An 18,616-nucleotide genomic window follows, 5' to 3' on the forward strand; every position below is an offset into this window, starting at 1 on the left:
CGAACTATATTAAAATGCAACAAAATAAGAATCAGCAACTTGATGCGAAATTTAGGAAATTCATAAAAGTTCTGATAATGACATAAATCCAAAATTCCGGATTTGAGCCACCAGTTCAAGAATCTGACTTTCAACACGCGCCACGACCGTGTGGCGGGATTGGGAAACAGCGAGGGAAGCCAGAAGGCACTTAACATGCTCTTTGCCATACGCACCATACAGGAGCGCACAGGAAAAGACTTGGGTGCGACCTTCCTCTCCGGCACGACTATCAGCAACTCACTGACTGAATTGTACCTGCTGTTCAAGTACCTGCGCCCGAAGGAGCTGGAACGGCAGGACATAAGGTGTTTCGACGCTTGGGCGGCGATATTTGCCAAGAAGACGACGGATTTTGAATTTAACGTGACGAACAATGTGGTCCAGAAGGAGCGTTTCCGCTACTTCATCAAAGTGCCGGAGCTTGCCGCCTTCTATAATGAAATCACGGACTACCGCACGGCGGAGGATGTGGGCGTTGACCGTCCTGCCAAGAACGAGATACTGCACCATATACCGCCCACGCCGGAACAGGAGGACTTCATACAGAAACTGATGCAGTTCGCCAAGACGGGCGATGCCACCTTGTTGGGCAGGCTGCCGCTTTCGGAAACGGAAGAAAAGGCGAAGATGCTCATCGCCACGGACTATGCCCGGAAAATGGCACTCGACATGCGCATGATAGACCCGAATTACGAAGATCATCCCGACAACAAAGCGAGTCACTGTGCCAAGATGATCGCGGAGTATTATCAAAAATACGACGCCCAGAAAGGCACGCAGTTCGTTTTCTCTGATTTGGGGACATACCAGCCGGGCGACGGGTGGAACGTCTATTCGGAAATCAAGCGCAAACTGACGGAGGACTACGGTATACCGCCAAGCGAGGTGCGCTTCATTCAGGAGTGCAAGACCGACAAGGCGCGGAAGGCGGTGATAGACGCCATGAACGCCGGGACGGTGCGTGTGCTGTTCGGCTCTACCTCTATGCTCGGAACGGGTGTGAACGCCCAGAAACGGTGTGTGGCTATCCATCATCTCGATACGCCGTGGCGACCGTCCGACTTGCAACAGCGTGACGGACGCGGAGTTAGGGCAGGTAATGAGATTGCCAAACATTTCGCCGGGAACAACGTGGATGTAATCATCTACGCGGTGGAGAAGTCACTGGACAGCTACAAGTTCAACCTCCTGCACTGCAAGCAGACTTTCATAAGCCAGCTCAAAAGCGGTGCGATGGGTGCGCGTACCATCGACGAGGGGGCAATGGACGAAAAATCGGGCATGAATTTCTCGGAATACATGGCGTTGCTCTCCGGCAATACCGACCTGTTGGACAAGGCGAAACTGGAAAAGCGGATCGCATCGCTCGAAGGGGAACGCAAGTCGTTCAACAAGGGCAAGCGTGATTCGGAGTTCAAGCTGGAGTCAAAGACCGGCGAGTTGCGCAACAACACGGCTTTCATAGATGCCATGACGGAGGACTGGAACCGCTTCCTGTCGGTGGTGCAGACCGACAAGGAGGGCAACCGCCTTAATATAATAAAGGTGGACGGAGTGGATTCCGCCGATGAGAAGGTCATCGGAAAGCGTTTGCAGGAGATAGCCAAGAATGCCACGACCGGAGGGTTGTACACGCAGGTCGGTGAACTTTACGGTTTTCCGATAAAGGTGGTGAGCGAAAGGATACTCAAAGAGGGATTGGAGTTCACCGACAACCGCTTCGTGGTCGAGGGGAACTACAAGTACACCTACAACAACGGGCATCTGGCGATGGCTGACCCGTTGGCCGCCGCCCGCAACTTCCTCAACGCGATGGAGAGGATACCCTCCATCATCGACCAGTACAAGGCGAAGAACGAGGTGCTGGAGATGGAGATACCGCAGTTACAGGAGATAGCGGGTAAGGTGTGGAAGAAGGAGGACGAGCTGAAGCAGTTGAAGTCCGAACTTGCCGCCCTTGACCGAAAAATTCAGCTGGAGCTTGCGCCACCCACGCCCGAAGTCGCAGAAAAGGAGAATGAAGGGCAACAGCTCAAGCCGGAAGCGGAAGATGTGAGGAACAGGCAGGCGCAATATCCCGAAAATGCACCGCCGCAGATACGCAGTCCGGCGGATAGTATCGTTGCCAACCATGTCATAATCGGGCGTCCGGGACTGTATGCCAAGGAGGAAACCCGGTCCAAAGGATTGAAAATATAACCTAAGGAATTTTATCTGAAGTATTAATAAGGGCTATCCCAAAAGGTCTAAAAGTAAATTTTATCCTTTCTGCAAGTATCTATAGGATGGCAACTGCATTTTTTTCTTTTTGGGCAGCCCTTATTAAAATTTATTCTTATTTTAGGTTATATACATTCATGTCCATTTATGTAAAAAATTCCTGCTGACCTTGTTTATGTCTTGTCAGTCACCATTTGCAAAACCATATTTGACCCTCAAAGAGGCTGAATTTGATAAGTAACTTGCTACATACTCATAATAAGGAGCTAAATAGAACACGAATGGGAAATACACAAATGCTAAACTAAAGAAGATATTGGCCAAAATAAACGCTATACCGAGAGAGAAACTTGATTTTTCAACTTCCTAAAACGGTGTTGTTCAAACATTTCTACTTATTTGTACTTGCCAGTTGAACCTACGCTTCCCTAATAAAATGTCTATGGTAAAAAGTTAAAAAATCCTCCCACTTTTGTTAGATATATTTTTTTGTGTAATTTTGTAATCGTTATGCGGCAGTAATAATATACATATTAATACGAGTTAGTAATCCTGTAGTTCTCATATGCTACGAGGAGGTATTAAAAGGTGCGTTTCGACAATGCATCTACTGTAGTATATTATTGCTTAATCCAAATGAATATTATAAATTTAGGAATTCTTGCTCACATTGATGCAGGAAAAACTTCCGTAACCGAGAATCTGCTGTTTGCCAGTGGAGCAACGGAAAAGTGCGGCCGTGTGGATAATGGTGACACCATAACGGACTCTATGGATATAGAGAAACGTAGAGGAATTACTGTCCGGGCTTCTACGACATCTATTATCTGGAATGGAGTGAAATGCAATATCATTGACACTCCGGGACACATGGATTTTATTGCGGAAGTGGAGCGGACATTCAAAATGCTTGATGGAGCAGTCCTCATCTTATCCGCAAAGGAAGGCATACAAGCGCAGACAAAGTTGCTGTTCAGTACTTTACAAAAGCTGCAAATCCCGACAATTATATTTATCAATAAGATTGACCGTGCCGGTGTGAATTTGGAGCGTTTGTATATGGATATAAAAACAAATCTGTCGCAAGATGTCCTGTTTATGCAAACTGTTGTCGATGGATCGGTTTATCCGGTTTGCTCCCAAACATATATAAAGGAAGAATACAAAGAATTTGTATGCAACCATGACGACGATATATTAGAACGATATTTGGCGGATAGCGAAATTTCACCGGCTGATTATTGGAATACGATAATCGCTCTTGTGGCAAAAGCCAAAGTCTATCCGGTGCTACATGGATCAGCAATGTTCAATATCGGTATCAATGAGTTGTTGGACGCCATTTCTTCTTTTATACTTCCTCCGGCATCAGTCTCAAACAGACTTTCAGCTTATCTCTATAAGATAGAGCATGACCCCAAAGGGCATAAAAGAAGTTTTCTTAAAATAATTGACGGAAGTCTGAGACTTCGAGACGTTGTAAGAATCAACGATTCGGAAAAATTCATCAAGATTAAAAATCTAAAGACTATTTATCAGGGCAGAGAGATAAATGTTGATGAAGTGGGTGCCAATGATATCGCGATTGTAGAAGATATAGAAGATTTTCGAATCGGAGATTATTTAGGTGCTAAACCTTGTTTGATTCAAGGATTATCTCATCAGCATCCCGCTCTCAAATCCTCCGTCCGGCCAAATAAGCCCGAAGAGAGAAGCAAGGTGATATCCGCTCTGAATACATTGTGGATTGAAGACCCGTCTTTGTCCTTTTCCATAAACTCATATAGTGATGAATTGGAAATCTCGTTATATGGTTTGACCCAAAAGGAAATCATACAGACATTGCTGGAAGAACGATTTTCCGTAAAGGTCCATTTTGATGAGATCAAGACTATCTACAAAGAACGACCTATAAAAAAGGTCAATAAGATTATTCAGATCGAAGTACCACCCAACCCTTACTGGGCCACAATAGGGCTGACTCTTGAACCCTTACCGTTAGGGGCAGGGTTGCAAATCGAAAGTGACATCTCCTATGGTTATCTGAACCATTCTTTTCAAAATGCCGTTTTTGAAGGGATTCGTATGTCTTGCCAATCTGGTTTACATGGATGGGAAGTGACAGATCTGAAAGTAACTTTTACTCAAGCCGAGTATTATAGCCCGGTAAGTACACCTGCTGATTTCAGACAGCTGACCCCTTATGTCTTCAGGCTGGCTTTGCAACAGTCAGGTGTGGACATTCTCGAACCGATGCTCTGTTTTGAGTTGCAGATACCCCAAGTAGCGAGTTCCAAAGCTATTACAGATTTGCAAAAACTGATGTCTGAGATTGAAGACATCAGTTGTAATAATGAGTGGTGTCATATTAAAGGGAAAGTTCCATTAAATACAAGTAAAGACTATGCCTCAGAAGTAAGTTCGTACACTAAGGGCTTAGGCATTTTTATGGTTAAGCCATGTGGGTATCAAATAACAAAAGACGGTTATTCTGATAATATCCGCATGAACGAAAAAGATAAACTTTTATTCATGTTCCAAAAATCAATGTCATTAAAATAATGGAGCGGTCAGGAAATTTCTATAAGGCAATACGGTTGGGATATATACTTATCTCCATTCTTATCGGATGTATGGCATATAATAGCCTCTATGAATGGCAGGAGATAGAAGCATTAGAACTTGGCAATAAAAAAATAGACGAGCTCCGAAAAGAAATAAACAATATCAATATTCAAATGATAAAATTTTCTCTATTGGGTGAAACAATACTGGAATGGAACGATAAAGATATCGAGCATTACCATGCACGGCGTATGGCAATGGACAGTATGCTCTGCCGTTTCAAGGCCACCTATCCAGCAGAGCGCATCGATAGTGTGCGCAGTCTTTTAGAGGATAAGGAACGACAGATGTTCCAGATAGTCCGGTTAATGGATGAACAACAATCTATTAACAAGAAGATAGCCAATCAAATTCCGGTTATTGTACAGAAAAGTGTGCAGGAACAGTCCAAAAAGCCAAAACGAAAAGGTTTCTTAGGCATATTCGGCAAAAAAAAAGGAAGTAACTCCAGCAGTATCAACCACTATCCTTCATTCGGTCAATAGAAACGTAATCAGCGAACAGAAAGTGCAGGATCGCCAATTGTCGGAACAAGCCGACAGCCTTGCAGCTCGTAATGCAGAACTTAACAGACAACTGCAAGAATTGATTTGCCAAATAGAAGAAAAGGTACAAACCGAACTGCAAAGCCGGGAAAACGAAATAGTTGCCATGCGTGAAAAGTCATTTATGCAAGTAGGCGGTTTAATGGGATTCGTTCTTCTATTGTTGTTAATTTCCTACATCATCATACATCGTGATGCAAAAAGCATTAAACAATACAAGCACAAGACAACTGATTTGATAAGGCAACTGGAACAATCCGTACAACGGAACGAGGCACTGATAACGTCAAGGAAGAAGGCGGTACATACTATCACCCATGAACTGCGCACACCGCTGACAGCAATAACAGGCTATGCCGGACTGATACGGAAAGAACAGTGTGAGGATAAGTCCGGGCAGTATATCCAAAACATACTGCAATCCTCCGACCGTATGCGGGATATGCTTAACACTTTGCTTGACTTCTTCCGCCTGGACAACGGCAAGGAACAGCCCCGTCTGTCACCCTGCCGGATTTCAGCAATCACGCACACACTTGAAACGGAGTTCATGCCTGTTGCCGTGAACAAAGGGCTGTCCTTGTCCGTGAAGACTGGACACGATGCCATTGTATTGACCGACAAAGAGCGAATAATACAAATCGGGAATAACCTGCTGTCAAACGCTGTCAAGTTCACAGAAGAAGGCGGTGTTTCTTTGATTACTGAATATGATAATGGAGTTCTGACACTGGTCGTTGAAGATACAGGTACAGGCATGACAGAAGAGGAACAGAAACAAGCGTTCGGTGCGTTTGAACGTCTATCAAATGCCGCCGCAAAGGAGGGTTTCGGGCTTGGGCTTGCCATAATGCGTAATATTGTGTCGATGCTTGGCGGAACAATCCGTTTAGACAGCAAGAAAGGGAAAGGCAGTCGTTTCACAGTTGAAATTTCTATGCAGGAAGCTGAAGAACAGCTTGGATATACAAGCAATACACCTGTTTATCATAACAATAAATTCCATGATGTTGTCGCCATTGACAATGATGAGGTATTACTTCTGATGCTGAAAGAGATGTATTCCCAAGAAGGAATACACTGCGACACTTGCACCGATGCTGCGGCACTGATGGAAATGATACGCCAGAAAGAATACAGCCTGTTGCTGACAGACTTGAATATGCCCGATATAAACGGTTTCGAATTGCTGGAACTGTTGCGTTCGTCCAACGTGGGCAATTCACCAACAATCCCGGTGGTTGTGGCAACCGCTTCGGGCAGTTGTAACAAAGGGGAACTATTGGCAAAAGGCTTTGCCGGATGCCTGTTCAAACCGTTCTCCATATCGGAACTGATGGAGGTTTCCGACAGGTGTGCCATAAAAGCGACACCGGACGGGAAACCGGACTTTTCCGCCTTATTGTCCTATGGCAATGAAGCCGTCATGCTGGAAAAGTTGATAACTGAAACAGAAAAGGAAATGCAGGCGGTACGGGATGCAGCAAAAGAAAAAGACCTGCAAAAGCTGGATTCCCTGATCCACCACCTGCGCAGTTCGTGGGAGGTGCTCCGTGCCGACCAACCGCTGAATGTACTTTACGGATTGCTTCGTGGCGATGCTCTCCCGGATGGTGAAGCGTTAAGCCATGCCGTGACTGCCGTGCTGGATAAGGGAGTGGAAATAATACGGTTGGCAGAAGAGGAAAGGAGAAAATACGAAGATGAATAAGACAAAAATAATTGTGGTGGAAGACAACATCGTGTATTGCGAATATGTCTGCAATATGCTGTCACGGGAGGGCTACCGCAATATGAAGGCTTACCACCTCTCAACCGCGAAGAAACATCTGCAACAGGCAACAGATAATGATATCGTGGTTGCCGACCTGCGTCTGCCTGACGGCAGTGGCATAGACCTTTTGTGCTGGATGCGAAAGGAGGGAAAGATGCAGCCCTTCATCATTATGACCGACTACGCCGAAGTTAATACCGCCGTGGAAAGCATGAAACTCGGCTCGATAGACTATATTCCCAAACAGCTTGTGGAGGATAAACTTGTCCCCCTGATCCGTTCCATACTGAAAGAACGTCAGGCAGGACAACGCCGTATGCCTATATTCGCCCGTGAAGGTTCCGCCTTTCAGAAAATCATGCACCGCATAAGGCTGGTAGCCGCCACCGATATGAGCGTGATGATATTTGGTGAGAACGGCACGGGCAAGGAGCATATTGCCCACCTGTTGCATGACAAGAGCAAACGTGCAGGCAAGCCATTTGTGGCGGTGGACTGCGGTTCACTCTCCAAAGAGCTTGCACCGTCGGCTTTCTTCGGACACGTCAAAGGTGCATTTACAGGTGCGGACAATGCCAAGAAAGGATATTTCCATGAGGCGGAAGGCGGCACGTTGTTTCTGGACGAGGTAGGAAACCTCGCGTTGGAAACCCAACAGATGTTGCTCCGTGCCATACAGGAGAGGCGGTATCGCCCGGTCGGAGACAAGGCAGACCGGAATTTCAATGTCCGCATCATCGCTGCTACCAATGAAGATTTGGAGGTATCGGTGAATGAAAAGCGTTTTCGGCAGGATCTTCTGTACCGCCTGCACGACTTCGGGATAACCGTTCCTCCGTTGCGTGACTGTCAAGAAGACATTATGCCGCTGGCAGAGTTCTTCCGTGATATGGCAAACAGAGAGCTGGAGTGTAGCGTGAGCGGGTTCAGTTCCGAAGCACGTAAAGCGTTGCTGACACACGCATGGCCGGGCAACGTGCGGGAACTTCGGCAGAAAGTTATGGGTGCTGTATTGCAGGCGCAGGAAGGTGTTGTCATGAAAGAGCATCTGGAACTTGCCGTGACGAAACCGACCTCTACTGTCAGCTTCGCCTTGCGCAATGACGCGGAGGATAAGGAGCGGATATTGCGTGCGTTGAAACAGGCAAACGGCAACCGGAGTGTCGCCGCAGAACTGCTCGGCATAGGCAGGACAACACTATACAGCAAACTTGAAGAGTATGGACTTAAATATAAATTCAAGCAATCATAGCCCGTAATTCACTGAATTTGGCTATCTTTGCATAACATTTGAGAAAAACGGCGATTGGCAGGAGCTTTTCGCCGCCAACATATAGGATAAGACCGCAAGGCGTTTCAAGCGAAAATCTGGTAAATTGGAACTACGGAGACGATTGCGTGATGCTTATGCTATGCTTACGCATAGCGTGCATTCACGTACTCTCCGTAAAGGCTTTACCAGAGCCATCGCTTGAAGGTAGTGTGAATTGCACGCTACTTTTTTACCCTTGCCTAACGAAAGGAAACGATTATGGGTAAAGTTCAGATTCTCGCCGTACTGACGATGGACGGATGTCTTTCTTCAGAGTTATATGATAAAGCACATCAGGATTTGTGCCTTGACCGTTGCGGTCTTGATGAAATCAGGAAGAAAGCCTTTTACCGTGTGACACCGGACTATTCCATTTCAATGCTGCACGAATGGAGAAAAGACTGCACAAACATCCGTTACCTCGCGGAAGCCACACCGGACACGGCAGACTATATAAACGGACTGCTGCGGATGCACGCTGTGGATGAAATCATACTATACACCGTTCCTTTCATATCCGGAAGCGGACGACATTTTTTTAAGTCGGCTCTGCCAGAGCAACACTGGACGCTTTCCTCTTTGAAAAGCTATCCCAACGGTGTATGTCGCATTATCTATATCCTTGATAAAAAAGCAAGATAGCCAAAATGTGCGGCAAGCATACATTTCTATTTTCAGGAATAGAATAAATGTTCCGATTACAAACAATTTAAGTCGGAGATAATTTGTCCTTGTGAAAAAATACTGAATTTTATACCTCTGAAATCCAGCACTTTGTAAAATTGAGTGTTGGATTTTTTATTTTCTGCCGCGTTTTTTGCCAATTATATTCATGTGCGCACGCAGAAAACAAAGTGTAATTTTCAAAATTGACAGAACCATGAATTATTTCTTGCTGGCGGAAACCGACTTTTTCCGCCTGATAAACGAAGCCGGCGACTGCAATATGGAAACGGCATACACGGCTTTCGCCACCCAAGTGATCGAACTGTGCAACGGCGGCATGGACATGAACCTTACCGTCATCGCGCTTGCCTACATCGAAATCGAGTTGCAGCACCATCCCGTACGTAATCTGTCAGAAGAAAAAAGAGAGATTGCCGCCTACGTCAGCAAGGCTCTGTCTTTCGTAAGAAAGATGCAGAAATTCCTTGCCACGCCCCAAGTGCCACCACTAATATCCGCCAACAACGCAACAGAAACCACCGCCAGCCTTCTTCAATGGACGGGCAATGCCATCGACCTCGTGGAACTTATCTACGGCATAGACGTGATGGGCTGCATCAACAACGGCAATATGCCGCTCAAACAGCTCGCCCCACTTCTCTATAAGATATTCGGGGTTGATTCTAAAGACTGCTACCGCTTCTACACTGATATCAAACGCCGGAAGAACGAAAGCCGCACCTATTTCATTGACAGGATGCAGGAAAAACTGAACGAGAGAATGTTGCGTGATGAGGAGTTGGAGCGGATGAGAAAATAAAAAAATATCCATTACATATGAGAAGACAGGAATACTCGTATCCTGTCTTTTTATTTTCATTTAATTATATATTAATTAGCACAATATATGTGAGTTTTTCATTCCTATAAGGACAAATTTCAGAAACGTATGTCTGGTAAATTATTGAGTCATCATAGTATGAACATATATCATTACTAAAAACAATGAAACAACTTCCATAAGATTGTGGTTGTAAAAATCGCCATTTAATAGCCCGTTTTTTTTGTAAAATTCGCCAATTAAAAAAATATGATTATCTTTGCATTATATTTTATAAGGTATGGAAACAGTAAATAGAATACTTCAAGAGAAGATTACAGCACGAATCGCGCCCAATAAAGCAGTACTGATTTTTGGTGCTCGCCGTGTTGGTAAAACGGTAATGATGCGTAAAATTGTGGACAACTATTCAGGTAGGACGATGATGCTCAACGGCGAAGACTACGACACATTAGCACTATTGGAGAATCGCTCAATAGCCAATTATCGGCATTTATTGGATGGTATTGATTTGCTGGCTATTGATGAGGCACAGAACATACCACAAATCGGTAGTATTCTGAAGTTGATAGTTGATGAAATACCGGGAATAAGTGTCTTGGCAAGTGGTTCTTCGTCATTCGATTTGCTGAATAAGACTGGTGAACCGTTGGTCGGCCGCAGTACGCAATTTCTCCTTACACCATTCTCGCAACGGGAAATCGCACAGACGGAAACGGCACTTGAAACCCGCCAGAACCTCGAAGCGCGCTTGATTTACGGTTCCTATCCCGAAGTAGTAATGATGGAGAACTATGAACGTAAAACAGACTACCTACGTGATATTGTCGGTGCATACCTGCTTAAAGATATCTTAGCAATTGACGGCTTAAAAAATTCGAGCAAGATGCGCGATCTACTGCGATTGATAGCTTTTCAGTTGGGCAGCGAAGTTTCTTACGAAGAGTTAGGTAAACAACTCGGCATGAGCAAGACGACCGTTGAAAAATACCTCGACCTATTGGAAAAGGTCTTCGTTATCTATCGTCTGGGGGCTTATTCGCGTAACCTACGCAAGGAGGTTACAAAAGCTGGCAAGTGGTACTTCTACGACAACGGCATTCGCAATGCCATTATCGGGGCTTTCTCACCGCTGGCCATTCGGCAGGATGTCGGTGCGCTGTGGGAGAACTACATCATCGGAGAGCGGCGCAAAGCGAACTTCAATGAGGGACTGCACAGGGAGTTCTATTTCTGGCGCACCTACGACAAACAGGAAATCGACCTGATTGAGGAGAGTGCCGACAGTCTTACCGCCTTGGAGTTCAAGTGGGGAAATAAAATGCCGGCCGCACCGAAAGCCTTCCAAGAAGCCTATCCCTATGCCGAGTTTCATGTGGTAAATCGGGAGAATTATTTGGAGTTCGTATAATCAATAAATTACGTATATGGAAACAAAACTACAATCCAAACAGCAATATCCGCGGTTTATCCAAAATAAACCGTGTGGTATTGACAAATTCGATGGAGGTTCGCAAGAAAGGTTGGCAAAAACTATTGCTCGCCATTTTTGTCAGAATGATTCATTGGATGAGGAATGTACTTTACCTCGAATTATCGGCATCGAAGGTATTTGGGGATCTGGAAAATCCAACGTGGTTAAAATGTTGGAACGTGAATTATCAGACGACTATTACTTTTTTGAGTATGACGCATGGGGACATCAAGAGGACTTGCAACGCCGCTCTATATTGGAATTGCTTACAAGCAAACTTATTGATGATGGTATCCTATCTGGAAATGCAACAATAAAAGTCAAAGGTGGAGGTACGAAAACCGTATCATGGTCTGAAAAGCTGAAATATTTATTAGCCCGTAAAACGGAGACCGTAACCGAAAAATATCCCCTTATCAGTAATGGTATGGTTGCGGCATTTTTGGTTGCAGTTTTAACTCCGATATTTACATTTATTGCGTATGCAGTAAAACCTACACCCACAACATGGTGGTTTTCTTTATTGTCTATTATCATAGCTGCACTGCCAGTTCTTATTGCATTGTGCGTTTGGAAATGGGCATATAGCAAAGATCATAAATATGGATGGAGTTATATGTTAGCTATTTATCAAGATAAAGTCGAAAAGGACGTTTGCTATGAGACTTTGAGCGAAGACGAACCAACGGTTTACGAGTTCAAAACATGGATGCAAGACATTTCTGATTTTATCAAGGAAAAAGGACAACGTAAATTAGTCCTTGTTTTTGACAACATGGATCGTCTCCCCGCTGAAAAAGTAAAAGAATTATGGTCTTCTATCCATACGTTCTTCGCCGATAGCGGTTTTGAAAATGTTTGGGCTGTTATTCCTTTCGATGAAACACATTTAGCTTGTGCATTCGGAGATGAGACCGACGAACAAACGAAACAACTGACCAAGTATTTTATCAATAAAACTTTCCCTATTGTTTATCGTGTTGCTCCTCCTGTTATTACCGACTATCGAAGTATATTCAACAAACTGTTTGTTGAAGCATTTGGAGAAACAGAAAATGAAGCGAAAGAAACTATAAATCGGATATTCAGATTGGTAAATCCTAATGCCAATGTTAGGGAAATTATATCATATATCAATGAGATGGTCGCTCTTAAACAAGAGTGGTGTAACGAAATTTTGATGATAAACATAGCATTGTTCTGTTTGAAGAAGACGGATATTCTGGCAAATCCAGTAGAACAAATATTGTCCGGCGACTATCTGAATGGCATTCAAACAATAATTAACAATGATCTGCAAACACAACGCGAAATTGCAGCTTTGGTATATGGTGTCGATGTTGAAGATGCTCGACAAATTCCATTGAAAAAATATATTGAAGGCTGCATCAACGGAGAAGAAGACCACGACATAAATCAATATGCAGAGACTAATAAACAATTTGACACTGTATTAGAAGAAGTTATACAATGTATGGACAATGCGCTTATCGATAAGATTATACATTGTTTGCATAAATTAACTCGAAAGAGCGATGTTATTCTGCGTGTATGGCAAAGAATAGCACAATTGAAATTAAAAGAATCCATAGAGAAGCAGGTGTTCCCTGTCGAATACCAAGAACTGCTGTTGCATTTAGACACGGAAAGCCAAAACCATGTGATTGCTCAATTATATAAGAAGATAGTTCGGTTCAATGACTTCAATGGCGGCGACTATTTCAAAACGTTAGATGCAATAGACAGGTTTATTGCGCAAAATAAGTTGGCGTGCGATTTTACGTCATTGATTGAAGCAAAAACAGTCAAGCCAAATACATTTATCGATTATATTCAAGCTGCAAATGCAACAGATGCTGCCTATCGGGATAACGCGACAACTAAAGCATATAAATATTATCAAGTAGCAACAAATTCGGAGGCGCTCGATAATTATTTGGCAAACTTACTACCCGATAATTTCGACCATGCAGATATTGTAAAAACGTTAAAAGATAATTCTACCTATACGTTTCCAACGCTTTTGCAAGCGATCACGAATTGCATTGATGAACAGAATGTAAATAAAGATAATATAGGGGCTATATTTACAACCTATCGTTTATTGGCATCTGACGAAGAAAGACCTTTACCTGTAACGTTAGATTCAACCTACATAAATCAGTTGCATTCTGAATTAGAAACTGATGGCCGAAACATTAAAGAGTCTGGATATTACGATTTAGTCGCCATGCAATTGGCACATGGTCATTCCGTTTCCTTAATAGAGGGTGGAGATATAAAATATGTTGCAGAACTCATGGACTATTATGTGGATCATGGAGACTTATTAGTAAATAGTGTGGGATGGAATATACCGCTATTAAATGAAACACTACAATACATGGTAAATCATAAACTTGGCTATAAATTATTGCTCTCAGACATATTGCCCCAATTTGAAGATATTAAGAACAGAATAGGTGTAACGGATGAGGTATTTATCGAGCATTTAGCAGAGTGGAATACCGATTTGGATAAGTATATCACTAAGAACAATATTAAAGATGTAATTCCTGACGCATCTTTTTACGATTTGACCACTAAAATAAGCAATGTCCTGACCGATCATATCAATAAAATAGCGTTCGAAGCGTTGTCTGAAATAAGTGTTGATACATTATACGCCCAAAGAACAGCACATACATCATATTATTGGTTTGTCGCAATAAAACATTTACTGGCTAAAATCAAATCCTTGCCAGATAACTTGACTGAATTTGGCAAAAAGATTCTGATGGATATTGCTTCTGGAACTCAAAGTTTGAATCCTTTCCCTAATTGTTTCAAGAATATAGTTGAAAGATTGGATAAACGAAAAATTAAATCGACAGTTACCGATATAAGAAATGATTTCTGCATCGGTAAAAAGACTATCAATGCAATAAAGTTTCAATTTTTCGAAACATGGCTTAGATCGCATGGTAATTTGAAAAGTCAAGCTGGAGACGTTATTGATAAAATAGTGAAACCTGTAATTTCCGATGGGGCATGCCGTTCATTGATTCTGCAAAACAAAGATTTTTATATGGATTTAATAAATACAGCAGGGGATGATGCTTATGAATTGAAAAAGAGTCTCCGAAACCTCATACAAAAAGATTCAGATCCGCAATTGGTTAAATTTGTCAATTCGATAGATTCAGTACCTGAGGTTGAAACCGCGTAAGTATTTGTCTAACAAGTCCGAATTTTACGATTTTACCCGTCAGAACTGAAGTGCCCCCCAAAAAAATTGTATCCAACTTTTGGGGGTCACTTCAAACTTCGATAGGGATAATTTTCAATTTTGGGGACTTGTTAGACAGTCTCATTATCTGGTAGCAGTTTACACAGCACCGGATCGTTTTTGATACGCTCCAGTTCCTCCTGCACAATCTGCTTCACCTCTTCCTTGATGCGCCGGTAGTTCGCCTGCACCGTTTCCTTCATGCGGTCGTTGCCGTCCTCGTCCGTGAAGTTTGTAATGACGGGAATTTTCTTGTAGGCACTTTCTTCCCGTTTCACCTTTTCGGCATCCACCACAATCTCGCAATGAAAAATCTTCTGCTCGATACGCTCGTTGAAGTTGTCGGATACAGAACCGACAAACATTCCCTGCGTAAGCCCGGAAATCTTACTCGGTGGAATGAGCGCGTCCATCTGCGTGTTGATGGAGGTGGAAACATCCTGCCGGTTGATGGAGATGGACTGCCGTTTCTGCAACACCTTACCGAACCGCTCGGAGAGCGTCTTGGCTGTTTCCCCCACCACCTGACCGGAGAAAATATTGCCGACAGTGTTCATCACCACTTTCGCCTCTTTGTCCCCGTAGTCACGCACTAACTGGCTGAAATCCTGAAAGCCCAGACACACGGCAACCTTGTTGCTTCGGGCGGTAGCTATAAGATTGTCCAACCCTTTGAAGTATATTGTGGGCAACTCGTCGATGATGACCGATGACTTCAGCATCCCCTTCTTGTTGATGAGCTTCACGATACGGGAATTATACAGACCGAGTGCCGCACCGTAGATATTCTGACGGTCGGGATTGTTACCCACGCAGAGGATTTTCGGCTCTTCGGGATTGTTGATGTCCAGCGTAAACTCGCTGTCTGACATCACCCAGTAGAGCTGCGGTGAAATCATCCTCGAAAGCGGGATTTTTGCCGACGCTATCTGACCCATGAGCTGCTCCGCAGCCCCTCCAAGCCACGCATCCATGAACGGCGAAAGGTAGTTCTCCAGCTCCGGATAAGAGGTCAGTATCGGAAATATATCCTCGTAACGGCGGTTCAGAAACTCGATAGCATGGGGAAACGTGCAAAACTTCCCGTTCTGATAGATTTTGAGATACCAGATAATACTGGCAAACAGAATGATAGGTGACTCCACGAAGAAGTCGCCCTGCTTTTGCACCCACGTTTTATTGAGGTTGAGCATTATTGTGTAGGCACTCTCATAGGCATCCGTAATATCTTCCATAAAATCCGGGTGAATGGGATTGCACCGATGAGAGCGTCGCGGGTCGTCGAAGTTGATCACATAGAACTTCGGCTTTACCTTGTAGCCGTCCGGGTGGTTCAGCAAATGGTTGTAGGCAATAGTAGATAGGTCGGGATACTTGAAATCGTAGATGTATTGACTAAAGCCCTTTTCAATCTGTTGCTTGATAAAATTGTTTACCACGGCATAGGACTTGCCGCTGCCCGGCGTACCCAACACGATGGACGCACGGAAGGGATTAACTACATTGATCCAACCGTTGTTCCAGCGTTTCCTGTAATAGAAACGTGTCGGCAGATTGACCGAATACTCGCTTTCGATAAGCCTCGTTTCCTGCATGAAACTCTCGTTCTCGTTGTTGAAAACATCCTCCATCAAATTGTGTTTCAACAGGCGGCTCATCCACAGACCACCCATCAACAGGCAGACATAGCCCGTTCCAATGGTAAGGACATACAGTCCCGTCACCGCTTCAAGCGGCAGCGGCAGGGGCAGCAACCACCAGTTCAGGAAAAACAGCACGAACCCGACGGCAAATGCTGTCCAGATTCTCCCCCAAGTGATTTTCTCACCCTTGACACCCTTCGTACCCAGACAGGACAAGGCAAGCAAAAGGACGGAAAACAGCTTCGTGTAGAGAATGGAATGGAACAGCCCCGCCGTGCGGTCGAAGTTCAGAAGGATTTTGTCCACCACGCCGATGTTCACGCCCCACAGCCGGATGGCTTCGTAGCAGAACCAGTACACGTTCATGACCACTAAAATGATACTCACGGCACGCAGAAAATCCATGATTTTCGCCAATGCCCTCAAATCGTCTTCTTGTTGTGACATACATTGATTTTTTAATTGTTGATACTCTGATTACATACCCAAGCCCTTGCGTTTTTTCTTCTTTTTGCGCTTCATCGCCCGGATGAAAGCCTCTTCCTCGGCATCTACCGCCGGACCTTCGGGAGTGAGCAAGCCCATACCGCCCGATATATCTTCACTGTCGTAGGCGGTCTGCCCGTGTGCCTTGTCCGCAGCATCCACAGGGATGGATAGCGGTATCGGCGGTTGTCCGGCGTATGGCAGGGTGAAGTGTTCCTGCAAGGCATTCGCCGAAAGCTCCTTACCCATGCGCGAACCGTTCAGCACGCATCCCGTGCGGTGGTCGATGAAGGTAGCCCCATAGATGCGCCCTTCCTCTGTGTAGCGCAGTACGGTGTCGATGCCCTTCTCTTTGAGTTGGGATACAAATTTGTCCTTGTCATAAGTGCCTTGCAGCACGGAAAGGACGGTGCGTTTCGTCATGTCTGCCAGTTTCCTATCCTTGATTTCCGATTTGGAACGGACAAACTTCTTCTGTACGGCTTCATAGCCTGCGGACTTCCCGAAAAGCGAGGATTTGAACGGGTTGCCCACCTTGTTACCCTTGTCGTCCGTGACGGAATAGACCAGCCCGTGATACTCCCGTCCGCGCACGTTGCCCCTCGCTTCCTCCACCGTCATATTATATAAGGAAAGGAGCGCACGGTATTCGCCCATCGTCTGGAAACGGTACTGCCCATTCAGAGCCTTCACGGTGTTGCCTACCTGCTTCTTCACATCACCTGCCGATGCGGCCACCTTGCGCAACGGATTATCCAATCTCTGATTTTTACGTTCTGCCGGATGCAATCCGTACTTCTGTTCCAGTTCCCTGCGGATACGGTCGCTGCGGCGGTAGAGAAAATCCCGGTTGAGCCTTTTCCCGTTCTCGTCCACGTTGACCGTCACGATGTGCAGGTGGTGGCGGTCGATGTCCTCGTGCTTGAATACAAGATAAGGCTGGTTTCCGAAACCGAGTTTTTCCAGATACTCGCGGGCGATATTCTGCAACTCAATATCGGTCAGCACATCCTCCGGGTGCGGGTTGAGAGAGATATGCACCACCGGCTTCTCGATCTTCATCTGCGGTGGCAGGAAGGTGAGAAAACCCTCCATCGCCTTGCCTATGTCCACCGTTCCCGAACCGTCATTGTAGATGCGGTTGGTGGTGAGAAGCCGCCCCTGCGCCTCGTTAATCTTCTCCCCGTTGTAGGCAATCGCGCCGTACAACGAACTTCCTACACTGATTTTTGCGACCATTTTGCCTCCATTTCCCTTGAAAGTTCCACAATCCGGCGGCTCAGTTTCACGAGTTCGACGGTGTGTTGCTCTAATTTGTAGAGCAACGCCATCGCCTTTTTCTCTGAAAAATGCAGCCTCAGTTCCTTCACGACTTGGTTGTAATTCGTACCCACGGCACGGAATTGTGCATGAAAATCCGACAGTTTGGTGTAATAGTCCACCAACGTCTTGTCCACCTTCAGCACCTTGAACGGTTGCCCGAAGAAGTGCGCTTTGAGGAAAACAGACCGTGCATAGACACCCGATTTTCCGAACATGGCGAGGAAACGGTTGTGTTCCTCCTCGTTGAAACGGACGGTGTACCGGTACACCGCCGGATCAAGTTTGGGATTTCTCCCTGATTTGCTTTTCCTTTTCTCTTTCATATTACTTTGGATTTAGCGGATTGACGGCATAAGCCGCCGCTTCGGATTACAGCACCGCAGTTCTGAAAGGCTTC

Annotated in this window: 9 protein-coding genes and 2 pseudogenes; 8 read left to right on the forward strand and 3 right to left on the reverse strand. The window is 44.9% G+C overall.

Annotated elements, in window-relative coordinates; translation table 11 throughout:
- Positions 1–99: 99 nt before the first annotated feature.
- From A4V03_RS06175 to A4V03_RS06215, 8 genes and pseudogenes are all read left to right on the forward strand, one after another.
- Positions 100–2,241 (forward strand): annotated as a pseudogene (locus A4V03_RS06175) (helicase-related protein); the annotation flags it as partial.
- 657 nt (positions 2,242–2,898) lie between these two features.
- On the forward strand, positions 2,899–4,824 hold the full coding sequence (gene tet(Q), locus A4V03_RS06180; RefSeq protein WP_004291466.1) for a tetracycline resistance ribosomal protection protein Tet(Q): 1,926 nt from the start codon (positions 2,899–2,901) through the stop codon (positions 4,822–4,824).
- Positions 4,824–7,143: pseudogene (locus A4V03_RS06190) on the forward strand (hybrid sensor histidine kinase/response regulator). The gene tet(Q) and the pseudogene A4V03_RS06190 overlap by 1 nt, the downstream one beginning before the upstream one ends.
- The gene (locus A4V03_RS06195; RefSeq protein ID WP_004291471.1) at positions 7,136–8,458 is read left to right on the forward strand and encodes a sigma-54-dependent transcriptional regulator; all 1,323 of its coding nucleotides are present in this window, start codon (positions 7,136–7,138) and stop codon (positions 8,456–8,458) included. The pseudogene A4V03_RS06190 and the gene A4V03_RS06195 overlap by 8 nt, the downstream one beginning before the upstream one ends.
- Positions 8,459–8,737: 279 nt before the next feature.
- A complete protein-coding gene (locus tag A4V03_RS06200; protein ID WP_004291474.1) occupies positions 8,738–9,160 on the forward strand; it encodes a dihydrofolate reductase family protein in 423 nt (140 codons plus the stop codon).
- A 238-nt stretch (positions 9,161–9,398) separates the two neighbouring features.
- Positions 9,399–10,004: an RteC domain-containing protein gene (locus A4V03_RS06205; RefSeq protein ID WP_004304269.1), complete on the forward strand. Its 606-nt coding sequence runs from the start codon at positions 9,399–9,401 to the stop codon at positions 10,002–10,004.
- 301 nt (positions 10,005–10,305) lie between these two features.
- Positions 10,306–11,436: an ATP-binding protein gene (locus A4V03_RS06210; protein WP_004291480.1), complete on the forward strand. Its 1,131-nt coding sequence runs from the start codon at positions 10,306–10,308 to the stop codon at positions 11,434–11,436.
- A 16-nt stretch (positions 11,437–11,452) separates the two neighbouring features.
- Positions 11,453–14,707: a P-loop NTPase fold protein gene (locus A4V03_RS06215; RefSeq protein ID WP_004291481.1), complete on the forward strand. Its 3,255-nt coding sequence runs from the start codon at positions 11,453–11,455 to the stop codon at positions 14,705–14,707.
- 131 nt (positions 14,708–14,838) lie between these two features.
- Here A4V03_RS06215 and mobC read toward each other — a convergent pair whose 3' ends face one another.
- The 3 genes from mobC to mobA are packed head-to-tail and all read right to left on the reverse strand — an operon-like array spanning position 14,839 to position 18,542.
- Positions 14,839–16,857: a conjugal transfer protein MobC gene (mobC, locus tag A4V03_RS06220; protein ID WP_004291482.1), complete on the reverse strand. Its 2,019-nt coding sequence runs from the start codon at positions 16,855–16,857 to the stop codon at positions 14,839–14,841.
- 30 nt (positions 16,858–16,887) lie between these two features.
- Positions 16,888–18,135 carry a conjugal transfer protein MobB gene (gene mobB, locus A4V03_RS06225; RefSeq protein WP_004291483.1) on the reverse strand — a complete coding sequence of 416 codons (1,248 nt, stop codon included), beginning with the start codon at positions 18,133–18,135 and terminating at the stop codon, positions 16,888–16,890.
- Positions 18,114–18,542, reverse strand: a complete 429-nt coding sequence (gene mobA / locus A4V03_RS06230) for a conjugal transfer protein MobA (protein ID WP_004291488.1) — start codon at positions 18,540–18,542, stop codon at positions 18,114–18,116. Before mobA ends, mobB begins: the two co-directional genes overlap by 22 nt.
- Positions 18,543–18,616: the final 74 nt, after the last annotated feature.

The sequence above is a fragment of the Bacteroides caecimuris genome, assembly GCF_001688725.2.
GTDB classification, from domain to species: Bacteria; Bacteroidota; Bacteroidia; order Bacteroidales; family Bacteroidaceae; genus Bacteroides; species Bacteroides caecimuris.

Bases quoted from the DNA above. Each gene is read 5' to 3' on its own strand.
- A4V03_RS06195 (WP_004291471.1), top strand. From the start codon at position 7,136: ATGAATAAGACAAAAATAATTGTGGTGGAAGACAACATCGTGTATTGC.
- A4V03_RS06200 (WP_004291474.1), top strand. From the start codon at position 8,738: ATGGGTAAAGTTCAGATTCTCGCCGTACTGACGATGGACGGATGTCTT.
- A4V03_RS06205 (WP_004304269.1), top strand. From the start codon at position 9,399: ATGAATTATTTCTTGCTGGCGGAAACCGACTTTTTCCGCCTGATAAAC.
- A4V03_RS06210 (WP_004291480.1), top strand. From the start codon at position 10,306: ATGGAAACAGTAAATAGAATACTTCAAGAGAAGATTACAGCACGAATC.
- A4V03_RS06215 (WP_004291481.1), top strand. From the start codon at position 11,453: ATGGAAACAAAACTACAATCCAAACAGCAATATCCGCGGTTTATCCAA.
- mobC (WP_004291482.1), bottom strand. From the start codon at position 16,857: ATGTCACAACAAGAAGACGATTTGAGGGCATTGGCGAAAATCATGGAT.
- mobB (WP_004291483.1), bottom strand. From the start codon at position 18,135: ATGGTCGCAAAAATCAGTGTAGGAAGTTCGTTGTACGGCGCGATTGCC.
- mobA (WP_004291488.1), bottom strand. From the start codon at position 18,542: ATGAAAGAGAAAAGGAAAAGCAAATCAGGGAGAAATCCCAAACTTGAT.